The sequence below is a fragment of the Curtobacterium pusillum genome (assembly GCF_013359865.1).
Lineage (GTDB): Bacteria > Actinomycetota > Actinomycetes > Actinomycetales > Microbacteriaceae > Curtobacterium > Curtobacterium pusillum.
The window spans coordinates 92,079-106,911 of the sequence record NZ_JABMCE010000084.1; the positions used below are offsets into that span (position 1 = coordinate 92,079).

The window sequence follows — 14,833 nt, forward strand, 5'->3', positions numbered from 1 at the left end:
GTTCAGCGAAGCCGGAACTGTGGAGAACCCGTCCACTCCGGGCGCTCCTGTGCAGAGACGGGCATCATGTCCACATGAGGTCGATCTGGAAGGGCTCCATCGCGTTCGGGCTCGTCAACGTGCCGATCAAGGTCTACGCGGCGACCGAGACGCACGACGTCTCGCTGCACCAGGTCCACGACGAGGACAAGGGCCGCATCCGGTACAAGCGCGTGTGCGAGTTCGGTCACGAGGTCGAGTACGCCGACATCCAGCGCGCCTACGACGACGGCGACAAGACCGTCGTGCTGACCGCGGACGACTTCAAGAAGCTCCCCGAGGAGCAGTCGCACGAGATCGAGGTTCTCGAGTTCGTGCCCGTCGAGCAGGTCGACCCGATGATGTTCGAGAAGTCGTACTACCTCGAGCCGGACTCCCGCTCCCCCAAGGCGTACGTGCTGCTCCGGGAGACCCTGGCGAAGACCGACCGGCTCGCGATCGTGCAGTTCACCCTGCGCCAGAAGACCCGGCTCGGAGTGCTCCGTGTGAACGACGACGTCATCCTGCTGCAGGGGCTCCTCTGGGGCGACGAGGTGCGCGCCGCGGACTTCAAGAGCCTCGACGCGTCCGTGAAGGTCAGCGCGAACGAGCTGAAGATGTCGTCCTCGCTCGTCGACAGCATGTCCACCGACTTCGACCCCGACCGCTACACCGACGAGTACCAGGCGGAGCTGCAGCAGCTCATCGACGCGAAGCTCGAGGCCGGTGACGACATCGACACCGAGAAGACCTTCGGCGAGCGCGCCGAGGAGGCCGAGGGCGAGGGCGGCGACGTCATCGACCTGATGGCCGCCCTGCGGGCGTCCGTCGACAAGAACCGGTCGTCGCGGTCGTCGTCGCGGTCGTCGTCGTCCCGGACCGGAGGCGCGGGGTCGCGCTCGTCGTCCGGCTCGCGATCGTCGTCGGGTTCGGCGGACGACGACACGGACGACTCGACGAAGAAGCCGGCGGCCCGGAAGACCACGGCCGCGAAGAAGACCGCAGCGCCGAAGTCGACCGCTTCGAAGTCGACCGCTTCGAACTCGACGTCGAGGAAGGCGCCGGCCAGGAAGCCCGCCGCCAAGAAGAAGGCGAGCTAGCCGTCCCTGCGGGTGTGCCGGAGTGCGATCGGGATCGACCCCCAGAGCAGTGCCGTTCCGACGAACACCACGATCCCGCCGACGAGTCCCCCGACGTCGCCGATGACCACGTCGAACACGAACAGCACGGTGCCCGCGAACAGCAGCGCACTCGCGACGAGTGCCGCGATGAGGATGACGTTGCCCGCCCGCACGAGGTCGTGCTTCTGCCGCTGGCGGAAGACCAGCCGGTGCGAGGCCACCGCGGACAGCGCCGTGACGGTGACGAGGACGGCCAGCACGACGAGGACGAGGTAGATCGTCTCCTGCTGCGCGGTGAGGGACGTGAACCGCTGCTGGAACGGCAGGGTCAGCAGGAACCCGGCGAGGATCTGCGTGCCGGTCTGCACGATCCGGAGCTCCTGCTGGATGTCGGCCCAGTTCCGGTCCCATCGTTCGGTCGGTGTCTCGTGCCGCCCGCGCTCGGTCTCGCTCATACCGCGAACCTACCCAGGGCGAGCGTCCGACCGGGATCCGACACGAGCCGGAAACACGGGTCCGCGACACTTGGGGCATGACTCCACAAGAGCCAGGGAGCCCGCCCTCGTCATCCTTGAGCGCAGGCCCGCCCGTCACCGTCTCCATCACCCGCCTGGTCGAACCCGACCGGATCCCGGACGTCACCCGCTGGGTGCAGTCGGGTGTGAACCTGGCGAACCGCTACCCCGGGTTCCTCGGCTCGGGATGGGTGCGCTCGCACGCCACGAGCCGCGAGTGGCACATGCTGTACCGGTTCGCCGACCACGACTCGCTCGCCACGTGGGAGAACTCCGACGACCGGCTGCGGTGGCTCGATCTCGGCCGTGACCTCGTGGTGGAGTCCCGCGTCGAGAAGCGCACCGGCATCGAGGGCTGGTTCGACGTTCCGCAGGACGCCCCGGCCTCGAGCGCACCGCCGCGGTGGAAGCAGGCGGTGAGCATCTGGCTGGGGTTCTTCCCGGTCAACCTGGCGTTCACATACCTCATGGCCTGGCTGGTCCCCGCGTTCGGTGCGCTGCCCGTGCTGCCCCGGGTGCTCCTGACGACGCTCGTGCTCACGCCGATCATGACGTTCTGGGTGCTGCCGTTCGTCACGCGCCTGATCCGGCCGTGGCTCCTCGCGTCACCGCGGAGCGCGGCATCGGTGCGCGCGGCGCGGCGGAACGCGGCATCGCGCAGCGCGTAGGACTCAGCCCAGCACCGACAGCTGGTCGAGCCGCTCGAGGATCACGCCCTCGCGCAGCGCCCACGGGCAGATCTCCAGCGCCGGCAGGTCGAAGATGTCCAGGCACGCCTCGGCGACGAGCGCTCCCGGGACCACCTGGTGCGCCCGACTCGCCGAGACCCCGGGCAGTGTGGACAGCTGCTCGACGCTCATCGTCAGCAACGAGGGCAGCTTCTCGCGCAGGACCGCCCCGTCGAGCGCACGGGGCACGAGCGGCCCGGCACCCGAGGGCGCTGCGCCGCAGATCCGCGCGATCGAGCGGAAGGTCTTCGAGGTCGCCACCGCACGGTCGGGTCGCCCGGCGCGCAGCAGGAGCCCGGCGTCGCGGGCGATCTCGACGCGGATCTCGTGGCGGATCCGGCGGACGTCGTCCTCCGTGGGGGTGCCCTCCGCGAAGTACGTGCGGGCCAGTCGTGCGGCACCGATCGGCATCGACCACGCCACGTCGGGCGCCTCGTCCGCGCCGCCGGCGATCTCGAGCGACCCGCCGCCGATGTCGAAGACCGCGAGGCGTCCGGCGGACCAGCCGAACCAGCGCCGGACCGCGAGGAACGTCAGCCGCGCTTCGTCCTCGCCGGAGAGCACGGCGAGCTCGACGCCCGTGGCCGACTCGACGTGGGCGAGCACGGCCTCGGAGTTCCCCGCGTCGCGCACCGCCGAGGTCGCGAACGCGAGCATGTCCTCGCACCCGCGCTCCTCGGCGACGCGGACGGCGTCGGCGACGAAGGCGGTGAGTGCGTCGACGCCCGCCTCGGTCACCGCGCCTGCGGCGTCGAGGTGCTCGGCGAGCCGGAGCGGCTGCTTGAACGAGGAGGCCGGCAACGGCGCGGCCCCGCCGTGGGCGTCGACCACGAGGAGGTGGCCGGTGTTGGACCCGATGTCGAGGACTCCTACGCGCACGCACGCAGAATACCGGCACCCCACCCCCGCAAAACGCAAACGAGGCGGTTGCTCGCAGCGCAGTAACGCTGCGAACAACCGCCAACGTTGCGTTTCGCGGACCGGGAGGCGCGGGTCGGGAGGCGCGGGTCACGCCCGCAGGAAGGACTCCAGTTCCGAGGCGGTCGGGTACGAGGACTGCGCGCCCGGCTTGGTCGCGGCGTACGCCCCGACACCGACGGCGAACCGCGCCGCGTCGACGAGGGAGTCGCCCGCCGCGAGCCGCAGCGCCACGGCCCCCATGAACGCGTCCCCGCAGCCCGTGGTGTCGACCGGCTCCACCCGGACGGCGTCGACCGACACCGGGTCGTCGTCGCCGTCGTGCACGGTGCAGCCGGCGCCGCCCCGGGTCACGATCGAGCGCCGGACGCCGTGCTCGCCGAGCGACACGGCCTCGTGCTCGTTGACGAGCAGCACGTCGGTCAGGTCGAGGAGCTCCTGCGGGACGGCACCGAACGGCGACAGGTTCGTCAGCACCGTGACACCCGCGGCGCGTGCGGCACGGGCGGCGGCGAGGACGACGTCGATCGAGACCTCGAGGCAGAGACCCAGCACCCCGGCGCCCTCGAACGCGTCGGCGGGCACGTCGTCCGGCGTCAGGGTGCCGTTCGCGCCGGCGGAGATCACGATCGTGTTCTCCCCCGCGCTGTCGACCGTGATGACGGCGGTGCCGGTGGCCACGCCCTCCCGGACGGCGACGTGCGTCGTTTCCACACCCGCGGCCGCGACGGAGTCGCGGAGCAGCGCACCGTTCCCGTCGTCGCCGACCGCACCGATCAGGCGCACGGTGCCCCCGAGCCTCCCGGCTGCCACCGCCTGGTTGGCGGACTTGCCCCCCGGCAGGATCGCGAGGTCCGACCCCTGGAGGGTCTCGCCGGGTTTCGGGAAGCGCTCCGTGCGGACCACCAGGTCCGCGTTGAGGCTGCCCACGACGACGATCCGGGTCATGCAGCGGCTCCTGTCTCGGCCGAGGCCGGGCGGGGGATGAGGAAGGACGTGGCGAGCGCCGCGCACGTGATCACGGCACCGAGCAGCATGCCACCGGAGTAGCCCGCGGTCCCCGCGGACCCGCCGGTCCCGAGGGCGATCTGGAGCGCCGGCAGCACCGCGAAGCTGATGCCCGCGCCGAGGTTGAACGCACCCGCGTTGAGGCCGGGCAGGAAGCCGGGGTTCGACTCCGGCGACAGCACGATGCCGAGCCCGTTGAGGATGATGTTCGCGATGCCCGCGTACGTGATGCCGATGAGGACCGTGGCGGCGATGAGCACCGGCAGGGAGTGCACCCCGACGAGCGCCATGAGCACGGTGGCGACGATGCTGCCGATCAGACCGACGCGCAGCACGGCACGGTAGCCGAGCGTCGGCGCGAGCCGACCGGCGAACGGTCCGACGACCCAGCCGACCAGCGCGTACGGGGTGAGGAACGCGAGCGAGGCGAGGTCGGCCTCCATCCCGAAGCCCGCGTCCGTGTTCTGCGCGAGCGACGTGACCAGACCGTTCACCACGGCGAACACACCGGTCATCGTCAGCAGCGTCGTGACGAGGAGCGCCCAGGTCGCGCGGCGCTTGAGGAACCGCGTCTCGACGAGGGGTTCGCGGACCCGCGACTCGACGGCCCAGAAGACGCCGAACGCGACGAGGGCGAGCACGATCCCGCCGACGACGATCGCCCAGTTCGCACTGCCGAGCTTGCCGGCCTCGTTGAACGCGGTGAGGAGCGCCCCGACGCTGACGACGAGGGGCAGCACGCCGAGCCAGTCCATGCGGGTGCCGGCCGACGGCTTCGACTCGACGCCCCAGGCCGCGACCATGATCGCCGCGATGACGGTGACGATCGCGATGACCCAGAAGATCCCGCGGAACCCGAAGTGCGTCGCGATCCAGCCACCGGCGAGCGCGTCGACACCCGCGATCCCGCCGTTGACCGCGGTCAGCAGCCCGAGCGCGGCGCCGTAGCGCTTCGGGTCGGCGATCTCGTTGCGGAGGATGAGCAGGCCGATCGGCACGACCGGCCCCGTGACGCCCTGGATCATCCGGCCCGCGAACAGCATCGGGACGTTCACCGCGAGCGCTGCCACGACACTGCCGACGAGCATCACGGCGAGCATGCCGAGCAGGACGCGCTTGCGGCCGACGATGTCGGACAGGCGCGGGAGGAACAGCGAGAACAGCGCTGCCAGGGTGAAGAACAGCGTCTGCGACAGGCCGATCGTGGCGTCGTCGGTGTGCAGTTCGCGGGCCATCGTGACCAGCGCGGGGCTGAGCATGCTCGCGTTGAGCTGGAAGGCGATGCAGGCGGCGAGCAGTGCGGCGGTGAGTGCCGCGATGGACTGCTTCGACTTCGTCGTCGAGATGGTGGTCATGGCGTTCAGGCCTCCGGGCTGACGGTGTTCTCGTCGGACGCGATCGCGTCCGCTGTGGGGCGCGGCGTCCAGCCCGTGTCGGGCGTCTCGCCGATGCGCTCGAGGGCGTCGACCACGAGGTCCCAGAACCGGCCGTGGTCGAGCTCCATGGCGGCGCTCGTGCGGCAGTCCTCGGGCGCCGGCGCGCGGAAGTCCGCGACCGTCATGCCGAGCGTGAGGGTGCCCTGCGTCTCGATGTGGATCGGGACCTTCACGGCACGGACGACGGTGGGGTCGATGACGTAGGCGACGGCGCAGGGGTCGTGCACGGGCGGGGCGTCGAAGCCCTGCGCGTCCTTGTAGGTCTGGCCGAAGAAGTCGAGCAGCTCACCGACGAAGGCGGCGGGCGCGGTGCCCACGGCGGCGATGCGGGCGGCGACCTCCGGCGTCGCGAGCGCCTGGTGGGTGAGGTCGAGGCCGACCATCACGACCTCCCAGCCGGCCTCGAACACGATCGACGCCGCCTCGGGGTCGATGACGATGTTGAACTCGGCGACCGGGCTCCAGTTGCCGACATGCACGCCACCGCCCATGAGCACGACCTGCTTGACGCGCTCGATGATGCGGGGCTCCTTGCGGGCGGCGAGCGCGATGTTCGTCAGGCCGCCCGTCGGCACGAGCGTGACCGTGCCGGGCTCGTGCGCCATGACGGTGTCGATGATGAGGTCGACCGCGTGCCGCTCGTCCAGCTGGAAGGACGGCTCGGGGAGCATCGGGCCGTCGAGGCCGCTCTCGCCGTGGATGTCCGGTGCGACCTCGATCTGGCGCAGGAGCGGGCGATCGGCGCCGGCGGCGAACGGGACGCCGGTGATGCCGACGATCCGGGCGACGGCGAGCGCGTTGCGGGTGACCTTCGGCAGGGTCTGGTTGCCGACGACGGTGGTCACGGCGAGGAGCTCGATGTCCGGGTTGCCGTGGGCGAGCAGGATGGCGACGGCATCGTCGTGGCCGGGGTCGCAGTCGAGGATGATCTTCTCGGGCACGCTGGGCGCTCCACTTCTTCGGGGATGAGGTCGGGGCCCGACGCGGTGGGGGTCCGCAGCGGAGGATCAGCTCCTGCGGCGCGTCAAGCGTTTGACATCTCATCGCATCAAACGCTTGACGTCAAGTCCGCTGGCCGATCTCGGTAGGCTCGCTGCGTGCCAGCATCCGCCTCGGTCCCCCGTCGTGTCACCGCGGCGATGGTGGCCGAACGCGCCGGGACGAGCATCGCCACCGTGTCCCTCGTCGTGAACGGCAAGGACCGCGGCCGGGTCTCGGCGCCGATCGCCACGCGCGTCCGTGACGCCGTCGAGGAGCTCGGGTACGTGGTCGACCACGCCGCGAGCTCCCTTGCGCGGGGCAGCGGGGACCTGGTCGTCCTCATCGCGCCGGACCTGTCGAACCCGTTCTTCGCCGAGGTCATCCGCGGCGTGCGGGACACCGTCGGCGACCGGTTCCAGCTCGTGCTCTCGGTGACCGAGCGCGGCGCCCAGCCCGTCGCCGCCGACGTCCGGCGGTTCGAGCGCCTCCGGCCCGCCGGCATCCTGGTGGACGCCCCCGCCGCGGGCGAGGCGATGACCGCCACCGTGCCCGTCGTCCTGCTCGACGCCCCGGGCGGCTCCGAGGCCGTGAACTACGACCTCTCCCCGGGCGTGCACGACCTCGTGCGGCACCTGCACGAGCAGGGGCACCGGCGCGTCGGGTACCTCGACGGGACCTCGCGCGCGACGACGTTCGGCGTCCGCCGGGAGCTCTTCGAGCAGGCCTGCGCCGCCGCCGGCATCGCGGTCTCCGAGGTCACGGCTCGTGCCGACCTCACCGTGGACGCCGCGGCGTCCGCGACCGAGCACGTCATCGAGGCTTGGCAGGAGGACGGCGTCACGGCGGTCGTCGCGGCCGCCGACACCCTGGCGTACGGGGTGCTCCGGGTGGCGGGACAGCTGGGCATCGCCGTTCCCGGACACCTCGCGGTCGCGGGCTTCGACGACCTGCCGTCGTCGTCCGTGACGGCGCCGGCCCTGACGAGCGTCGCACTCCCCGGCGCAGACCTCGGCCGTGCGGCGGCCCTGCGGCTGCTCGCGACACTGGACGGCATCGCGCCGGAGTCGGCGTCGCTGCCGACGCACCTGGTGCGTCGCGCGAGCACGGGCGCGTAGCGCCCCGCGCGAAGCCGCGCACCCGCCCGAAAGCGACAGGCCACAGCAACCGGACGCCGTCCGTCCCGCGTAAGCGACACATTGGCGCGTCACTCCCGCGGCAGCCTGTCGCTCTCGCGAGAGCGCGACGGACGGGAGGCACGGTGCGGGGCCGACCCGCGCCTCCAGGCCGGAGACGGGCGCGACCACCCCGCCGAAGCGACTCACCACAGGCTTCGTGCGCCGCCCGTGCCGCGAAAGCGACAGTCTGCCGCAGGACCCCCGCGGCAGCCTGTCGCTTTCGCGGGGCCGCCCGCCAGCTACTCCTCGGAGCGCTCGACCGCGGTGGGCCCGGCGGCAGCCGGCGCGCCGGCCGCGCGGCCCTCGCGCTGGGCGCGCTCGAGCTCGTCGGCCTCGGGACCACCGATGGCCTCGCCGCGGGCGACCATGCCGGCCACGTCCGCCAGCTTCATCTGCGGCAGGAACAGCGCGAGCACGAGAGCGGCGGCGATGAACGGCAGCAGGTACCAGAACACGGGCGCGAGGGAGTCGGCGTACGCGTTCACGATGCCGTCCTGCAGCGCCTCCGGCAGCTTCGACAGGGCGTTCGGGTCGATGCTCGCACTGCTGCTCGCCGCCTGGGACGCCGGGACGCCCGCGTCGGTGAACACCCCGGTGAGGGTGTCCGTCAGGCGCGACGTGAAGAGTGCGCCGAACACGGCGACACCGAGGGAGGCGCCGACCTCGCGGAAGTAGTTGTTCGTCGAGGTCGCGGTGCCGACCTCCTGCGGGGGCACGGCGTTCTGCGCGACGAGCACGACGACCTGCATGATGAGACCGAGCCCGGCGCCGAACACGAACAGGTAGACGCAGATCAGCCAGATCGGGGTCGTCGCCGCGAGCGTCGTCATGCTCAGCATCGCGATGCCGACGAGGACGGTGCCGACGACCGGGTACAGCCGGTACTTGCCCGTCTTCGTGATGAGCACACCCGAGACGATCGACGTGCCCATCAGGCCGGCCATCATCGGGAGCATGAGCAGACCGGAGACGGCCGCCGAGGTGCCGGAGGACATCTGCAGGAACGTCGGGACGAACGCGATCGCCGCGAACATGCCGATGCCCAGGACGAAGCCGATCCCCGTCGCCAGGACGAAGGTGCGGTTCCGGAAGAACGACAGGGGGATGATCGGGTCCTGCGCCCGGGACTCGACGAGCACGAAGAGCGCGGCGGCGACGAGGAACCCGGCACCCCAGGCCCAGGTCTCCGGCGCGTCCCAGCCGTGCTCGCGGTTGCCACCGAACTCGGTGAAGAACACCAGGCACGCGGTCGTCGCCGAGAGCAGCGCGACGCCGAGGACGTCGACCCGCTTGGTGGCCTTCTTGCTCGGCAGCGTCAGCGCGAACCACGCGACACCGAACGCGGCGATGCCGACGGGGATGTTGATCCAGAACGCCCAGTTCCACGTCAGGTGGTCGACGAAGAAACCGCCGAGGAGCGGGCCGCCGACGGCCGAGAGACCGAAGATCGCGCCGAGCGGGCCGAGGTACTTGCCGCGCTCCGAGGCGGGGACGATGTCGGCGATGATCGCCTGCGACAGGATCATGAGGCCACCGCCGCCGAGGCCCTGCAGGGCACGGAACACCACGAACTGCCAGAAGTCCGTCGACAGGGCGCAGCCGAGCGACGCCAGCGTGAAGAGCGCGATCGCGACCAGGAACAGCGTGCGCCGTCCGATCACGTCGCCGAACTTGCCGTAGATCGGCATGACGATCGTCGACGCGAGCAGGTACCCGGTCGTGATCCACGCCTGGTGGGCGACACCGCCGAGCTCGCCGACGATGGTCGGCATCGCCGTGGAGACGATGGTCTGGTCGAGGCTGGAGAGCAGCATCCCCGCGATGAGGGCGGAGAAGATGATCCAGATCCGGCGCTGCGTGAGGAGCAGCGGTCCGTCGGAGCCTGGGCGGGCACGCTTGGTCGTGCCCGGCGCGGTGGCGCTCATGCGGTGTGGTCCTGTCCGGTCGTGATGGCCGCCCTCAGGAGGCGGAGGTTCTCGGTGAGCAGTTCGTCGAACGCGGGTCCGGTCGCCTCGTCGAACGCGTCGTCGAAGTACGTGCCGGCCGTGACCTTGAGCAGCCCGGCGGCCGTCTCGACGACGAGCCGGGGCCGCCGGTCGTCGGGGTCGGTCCAGCCGAAGCGCTGTCCGACGGCGTCGGTGACCTTGGCGAGCTGGACGTCGGTCGCCGAGAGGAACCGCGCGACCAGGGCGGGCTCCCGCTCGAAGACCCGGCGGACCAGGGCCTCGTCGGCGCGGTCGAGCCCGACGAGGTGCACGTGCTCGATAGCCAGCGCCACGATCGACCCGAGCGGGTCGAGGTCCGCCGGTACGGCCCTGCCCGCGGCGAAGTCCACGAGCACGTCCTCGTTCGCGTGCAGTTCGATGCCGAGGACGACGTCCTCCTTCGACGCGAAGTGGTTGAAGAACGTGCGCCGGGACACCCCGACGGTGTCGCAGAGCTGCTCGATCGTGAAGCCGTGCAGCCCGTGCTCGACCGTCGAACGACGCGCCTCGACGATCATGCGTCGTCGCAGCGCGCGCGTGCGTTCGGTGGTGCTCACTGGTCAAGAATTGCACTCTCGGATTCAGAGTGCAACGTGGGCTCGGTGGCTAGAGCGCCTTCTCGAAGCAGAACGACCACGGCATCGTCGCCGCGTACGGCTCGTACACCGGGATCGGGGTCCACCCGGTCTTCTCGTAGAGCGCGACCGCCTCGGGCTGCTTGTCCCCGGTCTGCAGGACGAGCCGGGTCGCGCCGTGCTCCCGTCCGACCCGCTCCCCCTCGGCGAGCAGCGCGGTCGCCGCACCCTTGCCCCGCGCCGCCGCGAGCACGATGAGGCGCTTCAGCTCGACCTCGTCACCGAGCCGCCGGACCGCGATGTGGCCGAGGGCCTCGCCGTCCTCGTCGATCGCGAGCAGCGAGGTGATGATCGTCGCCGGGTCCACAGCGAGGGCACGGCCGCGTTCGGCGGTCACCGCCGGGTCCTCGTCAGCGTTCGACGCGCCGTACCGGTCGTGCATCTCCTCGTCCATGCGGGCGCGGAGCGCCACTCCGCGGGGGTCCTCCCACGCGACGCGTTCGATCGTGATCACGGTCGTCCATCCTGGCACGGAGGACCGACACGATCAGGACAGCTCGGCGATCGGTCCCTTCCCGGCCACGAGGTCCGCGAGCACCGCAGCGGCGTCCTCGACCACCACGGCGGCGCCGGCGCCGCGGAGTTCGTCGCCGCCGATGCCACCCGTCATCACGGCCACGCACGGCACGCCGACCTTCCCGGCGGCCTCGACGTCCCACATCGCGTCTCCGACCATCACCGCCCGGTCGGCGGACACCCCGACCCGGTCGAGCGCGACCTGGACGATCCCGGGCGCGGGCTTCGCCTCGTCGACGTCCTCACCGCTCGTCACCGCGGCGATCCACTCCTCGGCGTCCAGCAGCTCGCGGAGCCGCTCGAGTTCCTGCTCCGGGGCGCTGGTCGCGAGCACGACCGCATGCCCGGCGGCCGCCACCGCCTCGAGGAGGTCACGCGCACCGGGCAGCAGCCGGAGCCGCAGCATCTGCTCCGCGTAGTACGCGGTGTGGAACTCCTTCGCCGTGGCGCGGACGTCCTCCGCAGCGTCCGGCAGCAGCGACTCGAGGAGCTTGCCCGAGTCCATGCCGATCGCCCGGTGCACCCGCCAGGCGTCGACGGGCGCGCCCGCCGCGCGGCAGGCGCGCCACCAGGCGTCGACGTGGGCGTAGTTCGAGTCGACGAGGGTCCCGTCGATGTCGAAGAGGACAGCAGTGGAGGGTGCGTCGGGCATGCTCCCATGCTGGCCCGGAGGCGCGGATCGCCTCTCAGGAGCGCATCGCGTCCGTCAGACGGTCGCGGTCTCGCCGACCTGGAGGATCGTGGTCGGCACGCCGCCGAGCCCTTCGGTCCCGAGCATGCGGACGTTCATCTGCTGTCCCGCGTCGCTGAGCAGCAGCTCGTGGATCTGGATGGCGCGCTCCGGAGCGACTTCGCGCACGTAGTCGACGCCGGCGGCCGTGGACGCCCAGGGGCCGCTCGTCGGCACGAGCAGCGTCTGCACCGGAACACCGGGCACGAGGTAGGCGTCACCCGGGTGGAACACCGCGCCGTTCACGAGGAAGCCGACGTTGGCGATCGTCGGGATGTCCCGGTGGATGACGGCGTGCTCCTCGCCGAAGACCTGCACGGAGAACGGGCCGACCTCGAACGCGTCGCCCGCCCGCACCGCGGCGACCCGGCCGCCGTGCTCCCCGAGCTGCTCGACGACCCCGGCGGGCCCCCGGACCACGAGGGACTCGTTCGCGTCGAGTCCCGAGCGGATGGCGTCGACGTCGAAGTGGTCCGCGTGCTCGTGGGTGACGAGCACGGCAGTGGCGCGTCGGACGAGGTCGGCGGCCTCGGGCGTGAAGGTGCCCGGGTCGATGACGAGGGTGGCGCCGTCCTGCTCGAGGACGACGGTGGCGTGGTTGTACTTCGTCAGCTCCATGCGGACGAGTCTACAACCGTGTTGTACATCGGTGAGCCTGGTCCGGATGAGAGCCCGTTCACCGTTCGAGCCGACCGGCGATGCGGTGGAGGAGCTCCGGCACCTGGGCGAGCACCGCGCGCTCCGCGTCGGAGAGGTCGGAGTCGATGACCGATGCGAAGGTCCCGGCACGCGCGCGACGCTCGCGGAGCATGACGTCCCGGCCGGCGTCCGTGAGCCGGATGACCGACACGCGGCGGTCGCCGTCGGCGACCCCGCGGACGACGAAGCCGCGCTCCTCGAGCTCGGCCACCGTCCTCGACTGCCCCTGGTGCTTGACTCCGCGTGCGCGGGCCAGCTCGGCGATCGTCATCGGCCCCTGCCGGTCGAGCAGCCCGAGGCTCGCGCTCTGCGTCTGCGGGAGCCCGTCCGTCAGCGCCCGGGTCGCCCGCACGATGCGCCCGATCGACTCGCGGAGCTCCTCCGCGAGGGCGTCGGGGTGTGTCGTCATGTCTCGACCGTACCGCCGGTGACGGTCCACGGGCAGACGACGCAAGGCCCGTGGCGGTGTCGCCACGGGCCTTGCGTCGTCTGGTCGCGTCAGCTGCTGCGCACGTCGTCCGCAGCGCCCTGCGCGTGGTCCTTCACGTCGGACGCGGCACCCTGCGCCTCGTCCTTGACCGTCTGCGCCGCGTCCTGCGCGGTGTCCTTGAGGTCCTGCGCGTGCCCCTTCGCCACGTCGCCGAGCTGGGAACCGACGTCCTTCGCCTGGCCCTTGACGTCCTCGACGAGGGGCGCAGCCCTGTCCTTCAGCTCGCCGGCGAGCTCCTCCTCCTTGTCGGAGGTGGGGATCAGCGACGAGGCGAGCCAACCGGCTCCGAAGGCGATGAGACCGACTGCGAGGGGGTTGCCCTTCGCCTTCTCGACGCCCCGGTGCGCGACGTCCTTCGCCTGGTCGGTGGCGCCGGACGCCGATCCGGAGGCGCTCGAGCGTGCCGAACCGGCCGCGCCCATGACGGACTCGCGGACGCCTTGGAACCGGCTCTTCACCTTCTCGGTCTGACGGTGCGCGATGGACGACGGGCTCACCTTGTCGGCGAGGGCGTCGACGTCGGAACCGAGTTCACCTCGGGTGCGCTCGATGTCGGCGCGGATCTCGTCTGGGGTGCTCATGGCTTCCTCCCGGTGTTGGGCTTCAGTGTCTCGGGGACTTCCTTGGCGGTCTCGATCGTCTGGGGCGCGCCCTTGATCTCCTTGATCTCCTTGCGCCCGCGGAGCGCGAGGACCGCGGCGACGATCGCGTAGATCGCGGCGATGATGAGGGCCGACCACGCGTTGCCGACGAGGTACCCGAGGCCCCACCAGGCGGCGATCGACAGGAACAGCAGCGCGAACAGTGCGGTGAGCCCGGCGCCGCCGAACATCCCGCCCGCCTTGCCGGCCTTCTTCGCGGAGTCGGTCAACTCGGCCTTGGCGAGGGCGACCTCCTGCCGGAACAGGCTCGACAGGTCGCGCGACACGTCGGAGAGCAGCTCGCCGAGCGGCGTCGTGGCGGCGCGCTCCTCGGGCGACGGTTCGCCGGTGGGCGTGGCGCCCGGGACGGTGTGGCTCATACGCCGCTCCCGGTCCCGGTCGACGAGTCGCCGGCTTCCTTCTCGTGCTTGACCTCGGTGGCGAGCGCCTTCGTCAGACGCCCGGCGAGGATCCCCGCACCGGCGGCGATCGCGATGAAGGTACCGGGACGCTTCGCGGCGAAGGACTTCACCTCGTCGAGCAGCGAGCCCGGGTCGCGGTTCTCGAGGAACCCGGCGACGGAGTTCGCGCGCCCCGAGAGGTCGCGGACGACCTTCGACGCGACGCCCTGCTCGTCGTCGTTCTCCGCCATGCGGCCGAGCTGCTCACCGATGCTCCGCAGGCCCCCGGCGGCACGCTGCTGCTGGTCCGCCGCCTGCTCCTTGAGCGTGTCCGTCGCCTGGCTGTAGAGCTGCTTGGCGTGGTCGGTCGCCTCGGACGCGACGTTCGAGGCCTGCTCCTTGGCCGTGCCGGCGACGTCCGAGGCCTTCGCCTTCGCGTCACCGGCGACGTCCTGCGCAGCACCCTTCGCCGCGTCGGCCTTGCCGGAACCACCGTCCGCGCTCCCGCTCGTCGTCCCGGTCCCGGTGTAGGACGGGGCCGCCGTCGAGCTCGGGGTGGCGGGGAGCTGCTCGTCCGCGGGGATCGCGTCGAGGGGCGCGTCGAACTCCGCCGCGTCGTCGCCGTACGGAGCGTACGGGCGTGCTGCGTCGGGGTCCGAGGGTCCGGCGGCGGTCGTGCCGCTCGCGAAGGACGGCACGGTCACGCCCGGACGGATCTCGTGCCCCTCGGAGGCGGCGGTGCGGTCGTGGATGGGCGTCCCGGAGTCGTTCCCGGGTGGGTTCGTGGTCATGGTCGGCCTTCCGGTTGTCGTGGCCCCGGCGTGCACCGGGGGCGT

General features: G+C 71.6%; 17 protein-coding genes. 3 read left to right on the top strand and 14 right to left on the bottom strand.

The annotated features are described in order from the left end of the window. Positions 1-74 precede the first annotated feature (74 nt). Positions 75-1,118: a non-homologous end joining protein Ku gene (ku, locus tag HP507_RS13850; protein WP_175352377.1), complete on the top strand. Its 1,044-nt coding sequence runs from the start codon at positions 75-77 to the stop codon at positions 1,116-1,118. On the opposite strand, the gene HP507_RS13855 is transcribed toward ku, so the two are convergent. Continuing rightward, positions 1,115-1,594, bottom strand: a complete 480-nt coding sequence (locus tag HP507_RS13855) for a DUF6328 family protein (protein ID WP_175352378.1) — start codon at positions 1,592-1,594, stop codon at positions 1,115-1,117. The two genes, ku and HP507_RS13855, sit on opposite strands and share 4 nt — an antisense overlap. 77 nt (positions 1,595-1,671) lie before the next feature. Here HP507_RS13855 and HP507_RS13860 point away from each other — a divergent pair, with 77 nt between their 5' ends. Further along, the gene (locus HP507_RS13860) at positions 1,672-2,322 is read left to right on the top strand and encodes an antibiotic biosynthesis monooxygenase (protein ID WP_175352379.1); all 651 of its coding nucleotides are present in this window, start codon (positions 1,672-1,674) and stop codon (positions 2,320-2,322) included. A 3-nt stretch (positions 2,323-2,325) separates the two neighbouring features. Here the strand turns inward: HP507_RS13860 and HP507_RS13865 are convergent, their stop codons facing one another. The 4 genes from HP507_RS13865 to uriH all read right to left on the bottom strand — a co-directional run bounded on the left by HP507_RS13865 (position 2,326) and on the right by uriH (position 6,685). After that, on the bottom strand, positions 2,326-3,261 hold the full coding sequence (locus HP507_RS13865) for a Ppx/GppA family phosphatase (protein ID WP_175352380.1): 936 nt from the start codon (positions 3,259-3,261) through the stop codon (positions 2,326-2,328). 129 nt (positions 3,262-3,390) lie between these two features. Continuing rightward, a complete protein-coding gene (locus HP507_RS13870; RefSeq protein ID WP_175352381.1) occupies positions 3,391-4,248 on the bottom strand; it encodes a ribokinase in 858 nt (285 codons plus the stop codon). Then, entirely contained in the window at positions 4,245-5,663 is a 1,419-nt protein-coding gene (gene uriT / locus HP507_RS13875; RefSeq protein WP_175352382.1) for a uridine transporter UriT, read from the bottom strand. The genes HP507_RS13870 and uriT overlap by 4 nt, the downstream gene beginning before the upstream one ends. A gap of 5 nt (positions 5,664-5,668) precedes the next feature. Continuing rightward, positions 5,669-6,685, bottom strand: coding sequence for a uridine-preferring nucleoside hydrolase UriH (uriH, locus tag HP507_RS13880; RefSeq protein ID WP_175352383.1), 1,017 nt, complete (start codon positions 6,683-6,685; stop codon positions 5,669-5,671). A gap of 156 nt (positions 6,686-6,841) precedes the next feature. Between uriH and HP507_RS13885 the strand changes: the two genes are divergently transcribed. Further along, positions 6,842-7,840 (top strand): LacI family DNA-binding transcriptional regulator, encoded by a 999-nt coding sequence (locus tag HP507_RS13885; RefSeq protein WP_271207337.1) that lies wholly within the window; start codon positions 6,842-6,844, stop codon positions 7,838-7,840. Between the two features lie 299 nt (positions 7,841-8,139). On the opposite strand, the gene HP507_RS13890 is transcribed toward HP507_RS13885, so the two are convergent. The 9 genes from HP507_RS13890 to HP507_RS13930 form a co-directional block, all read right to left on the bottom strand. Beyond that, complete coding sequence (locus HP507_RS13890) at positions 8,140-9,825, bottom strand: MDR family MFS transporter (protein ID WP_175352384.1); 1,686 nt, start codon at positions 9,823-9,825, stop codon at positions 8,140-8,142. Then, positions 9,822-10,442, bottom strand: a complete 621-nt coding sequence (locus HP507_RS13895; RefSeq protein WP_175352385.1) for a TetR/AcrR family transcriptional regulator — start codon at positions 10,440-10,442, stop codon at positions 9,822-9,824. The genes HP507_RS13890 and HP507_RS13895 overlap by 4 nt, the downstream gene beginning before the upstream one ends. A gap of 49 nt (positions 10,443-10,491) precedes the next feature. Further along, entirely contained in the window at positions 10,492-10,974 is a 483-nt protein-coding gene (locus HP507_RS13900) for a GNAT family N-acetyltransferase (RefSeq protein WP_271207338.1), read from the bottom strand. Positions 10,975-11,007: 33 nt separating this feature from the next. Then, a complete protein-coding gene (locus HP507_RS13905) occupies positions 11,008-11,688 on the bottom strand; it encodes an HAD family hydrolase (protein ID WP_175352386.1) in 681 nt (226 codons plus the stop codon). 54 nt (positions 11,689-11,742) lie between these two features. After that, positions 11,743-12,384, bottom strand: coding sequence for an MBL fold metallo-hydrolase (locus HP507_RS13910; RefSeq protein ID WP_175352387.1), 642 nt, complete (start codon positions 12,382-12,384; stop codon positions 11,743-11,745). Positions 12,385-12,442: 58 nt separating this feature from the next. Then, a complete protein-coding gene (locus tag HP507_RS13915) occupies positions 12,443-12,874 on the bottom strand; it encodes a MarR family winged helix-turn-helix transcriptional regulator (RefSeq protein WP_175352388.1) in 432 nt (143 codons plus the stop codon). Between the two features lie 89 nt (positions 12,875-12,963). Next, complete coding sequence (locus HP507_RS13920) at positions 12,964-13,536, bottom strand: DUF3618 domain-containing protein (RefSeq protein ID WP_175352389.1); 573 nt, start codon at positions 13,534-13,536, stop codon at positions 12,964-12,966. Continuing rightward, positions 13,533-13,976: a phage holin family protein gene (locus tag HP507_RS13925; RefSeq protein ID WP_175352390.1), complete on the bottom strand. Its 444-nt coding sequence runs from the start codon at positions 13,974-13,976 to the stop codon at positions 13,533-13,535. Before HP507_RS13925 ends, HP507_RS13920 begins: the two co-directional genes overlap by 4 nt. Continuing rightward, the gene (locus HP507_RS13930) at positions 13,973-14,788 is read right to left on the bottom strand and encodes a hypothetical protein (RefSeq protein ID WP_175352391.1); all 816 of its coding nucleotides are present in this window, start codon (positions 14,786-14,788) and stop codon (positions 13,973-13,975) included. Before HP507_RS13930 ends, HP507_RS13925 begins: the two co-directional genes overlap by 4 nt. Positions 14,789-14,833: the final 45 nt, after the last annotated feature.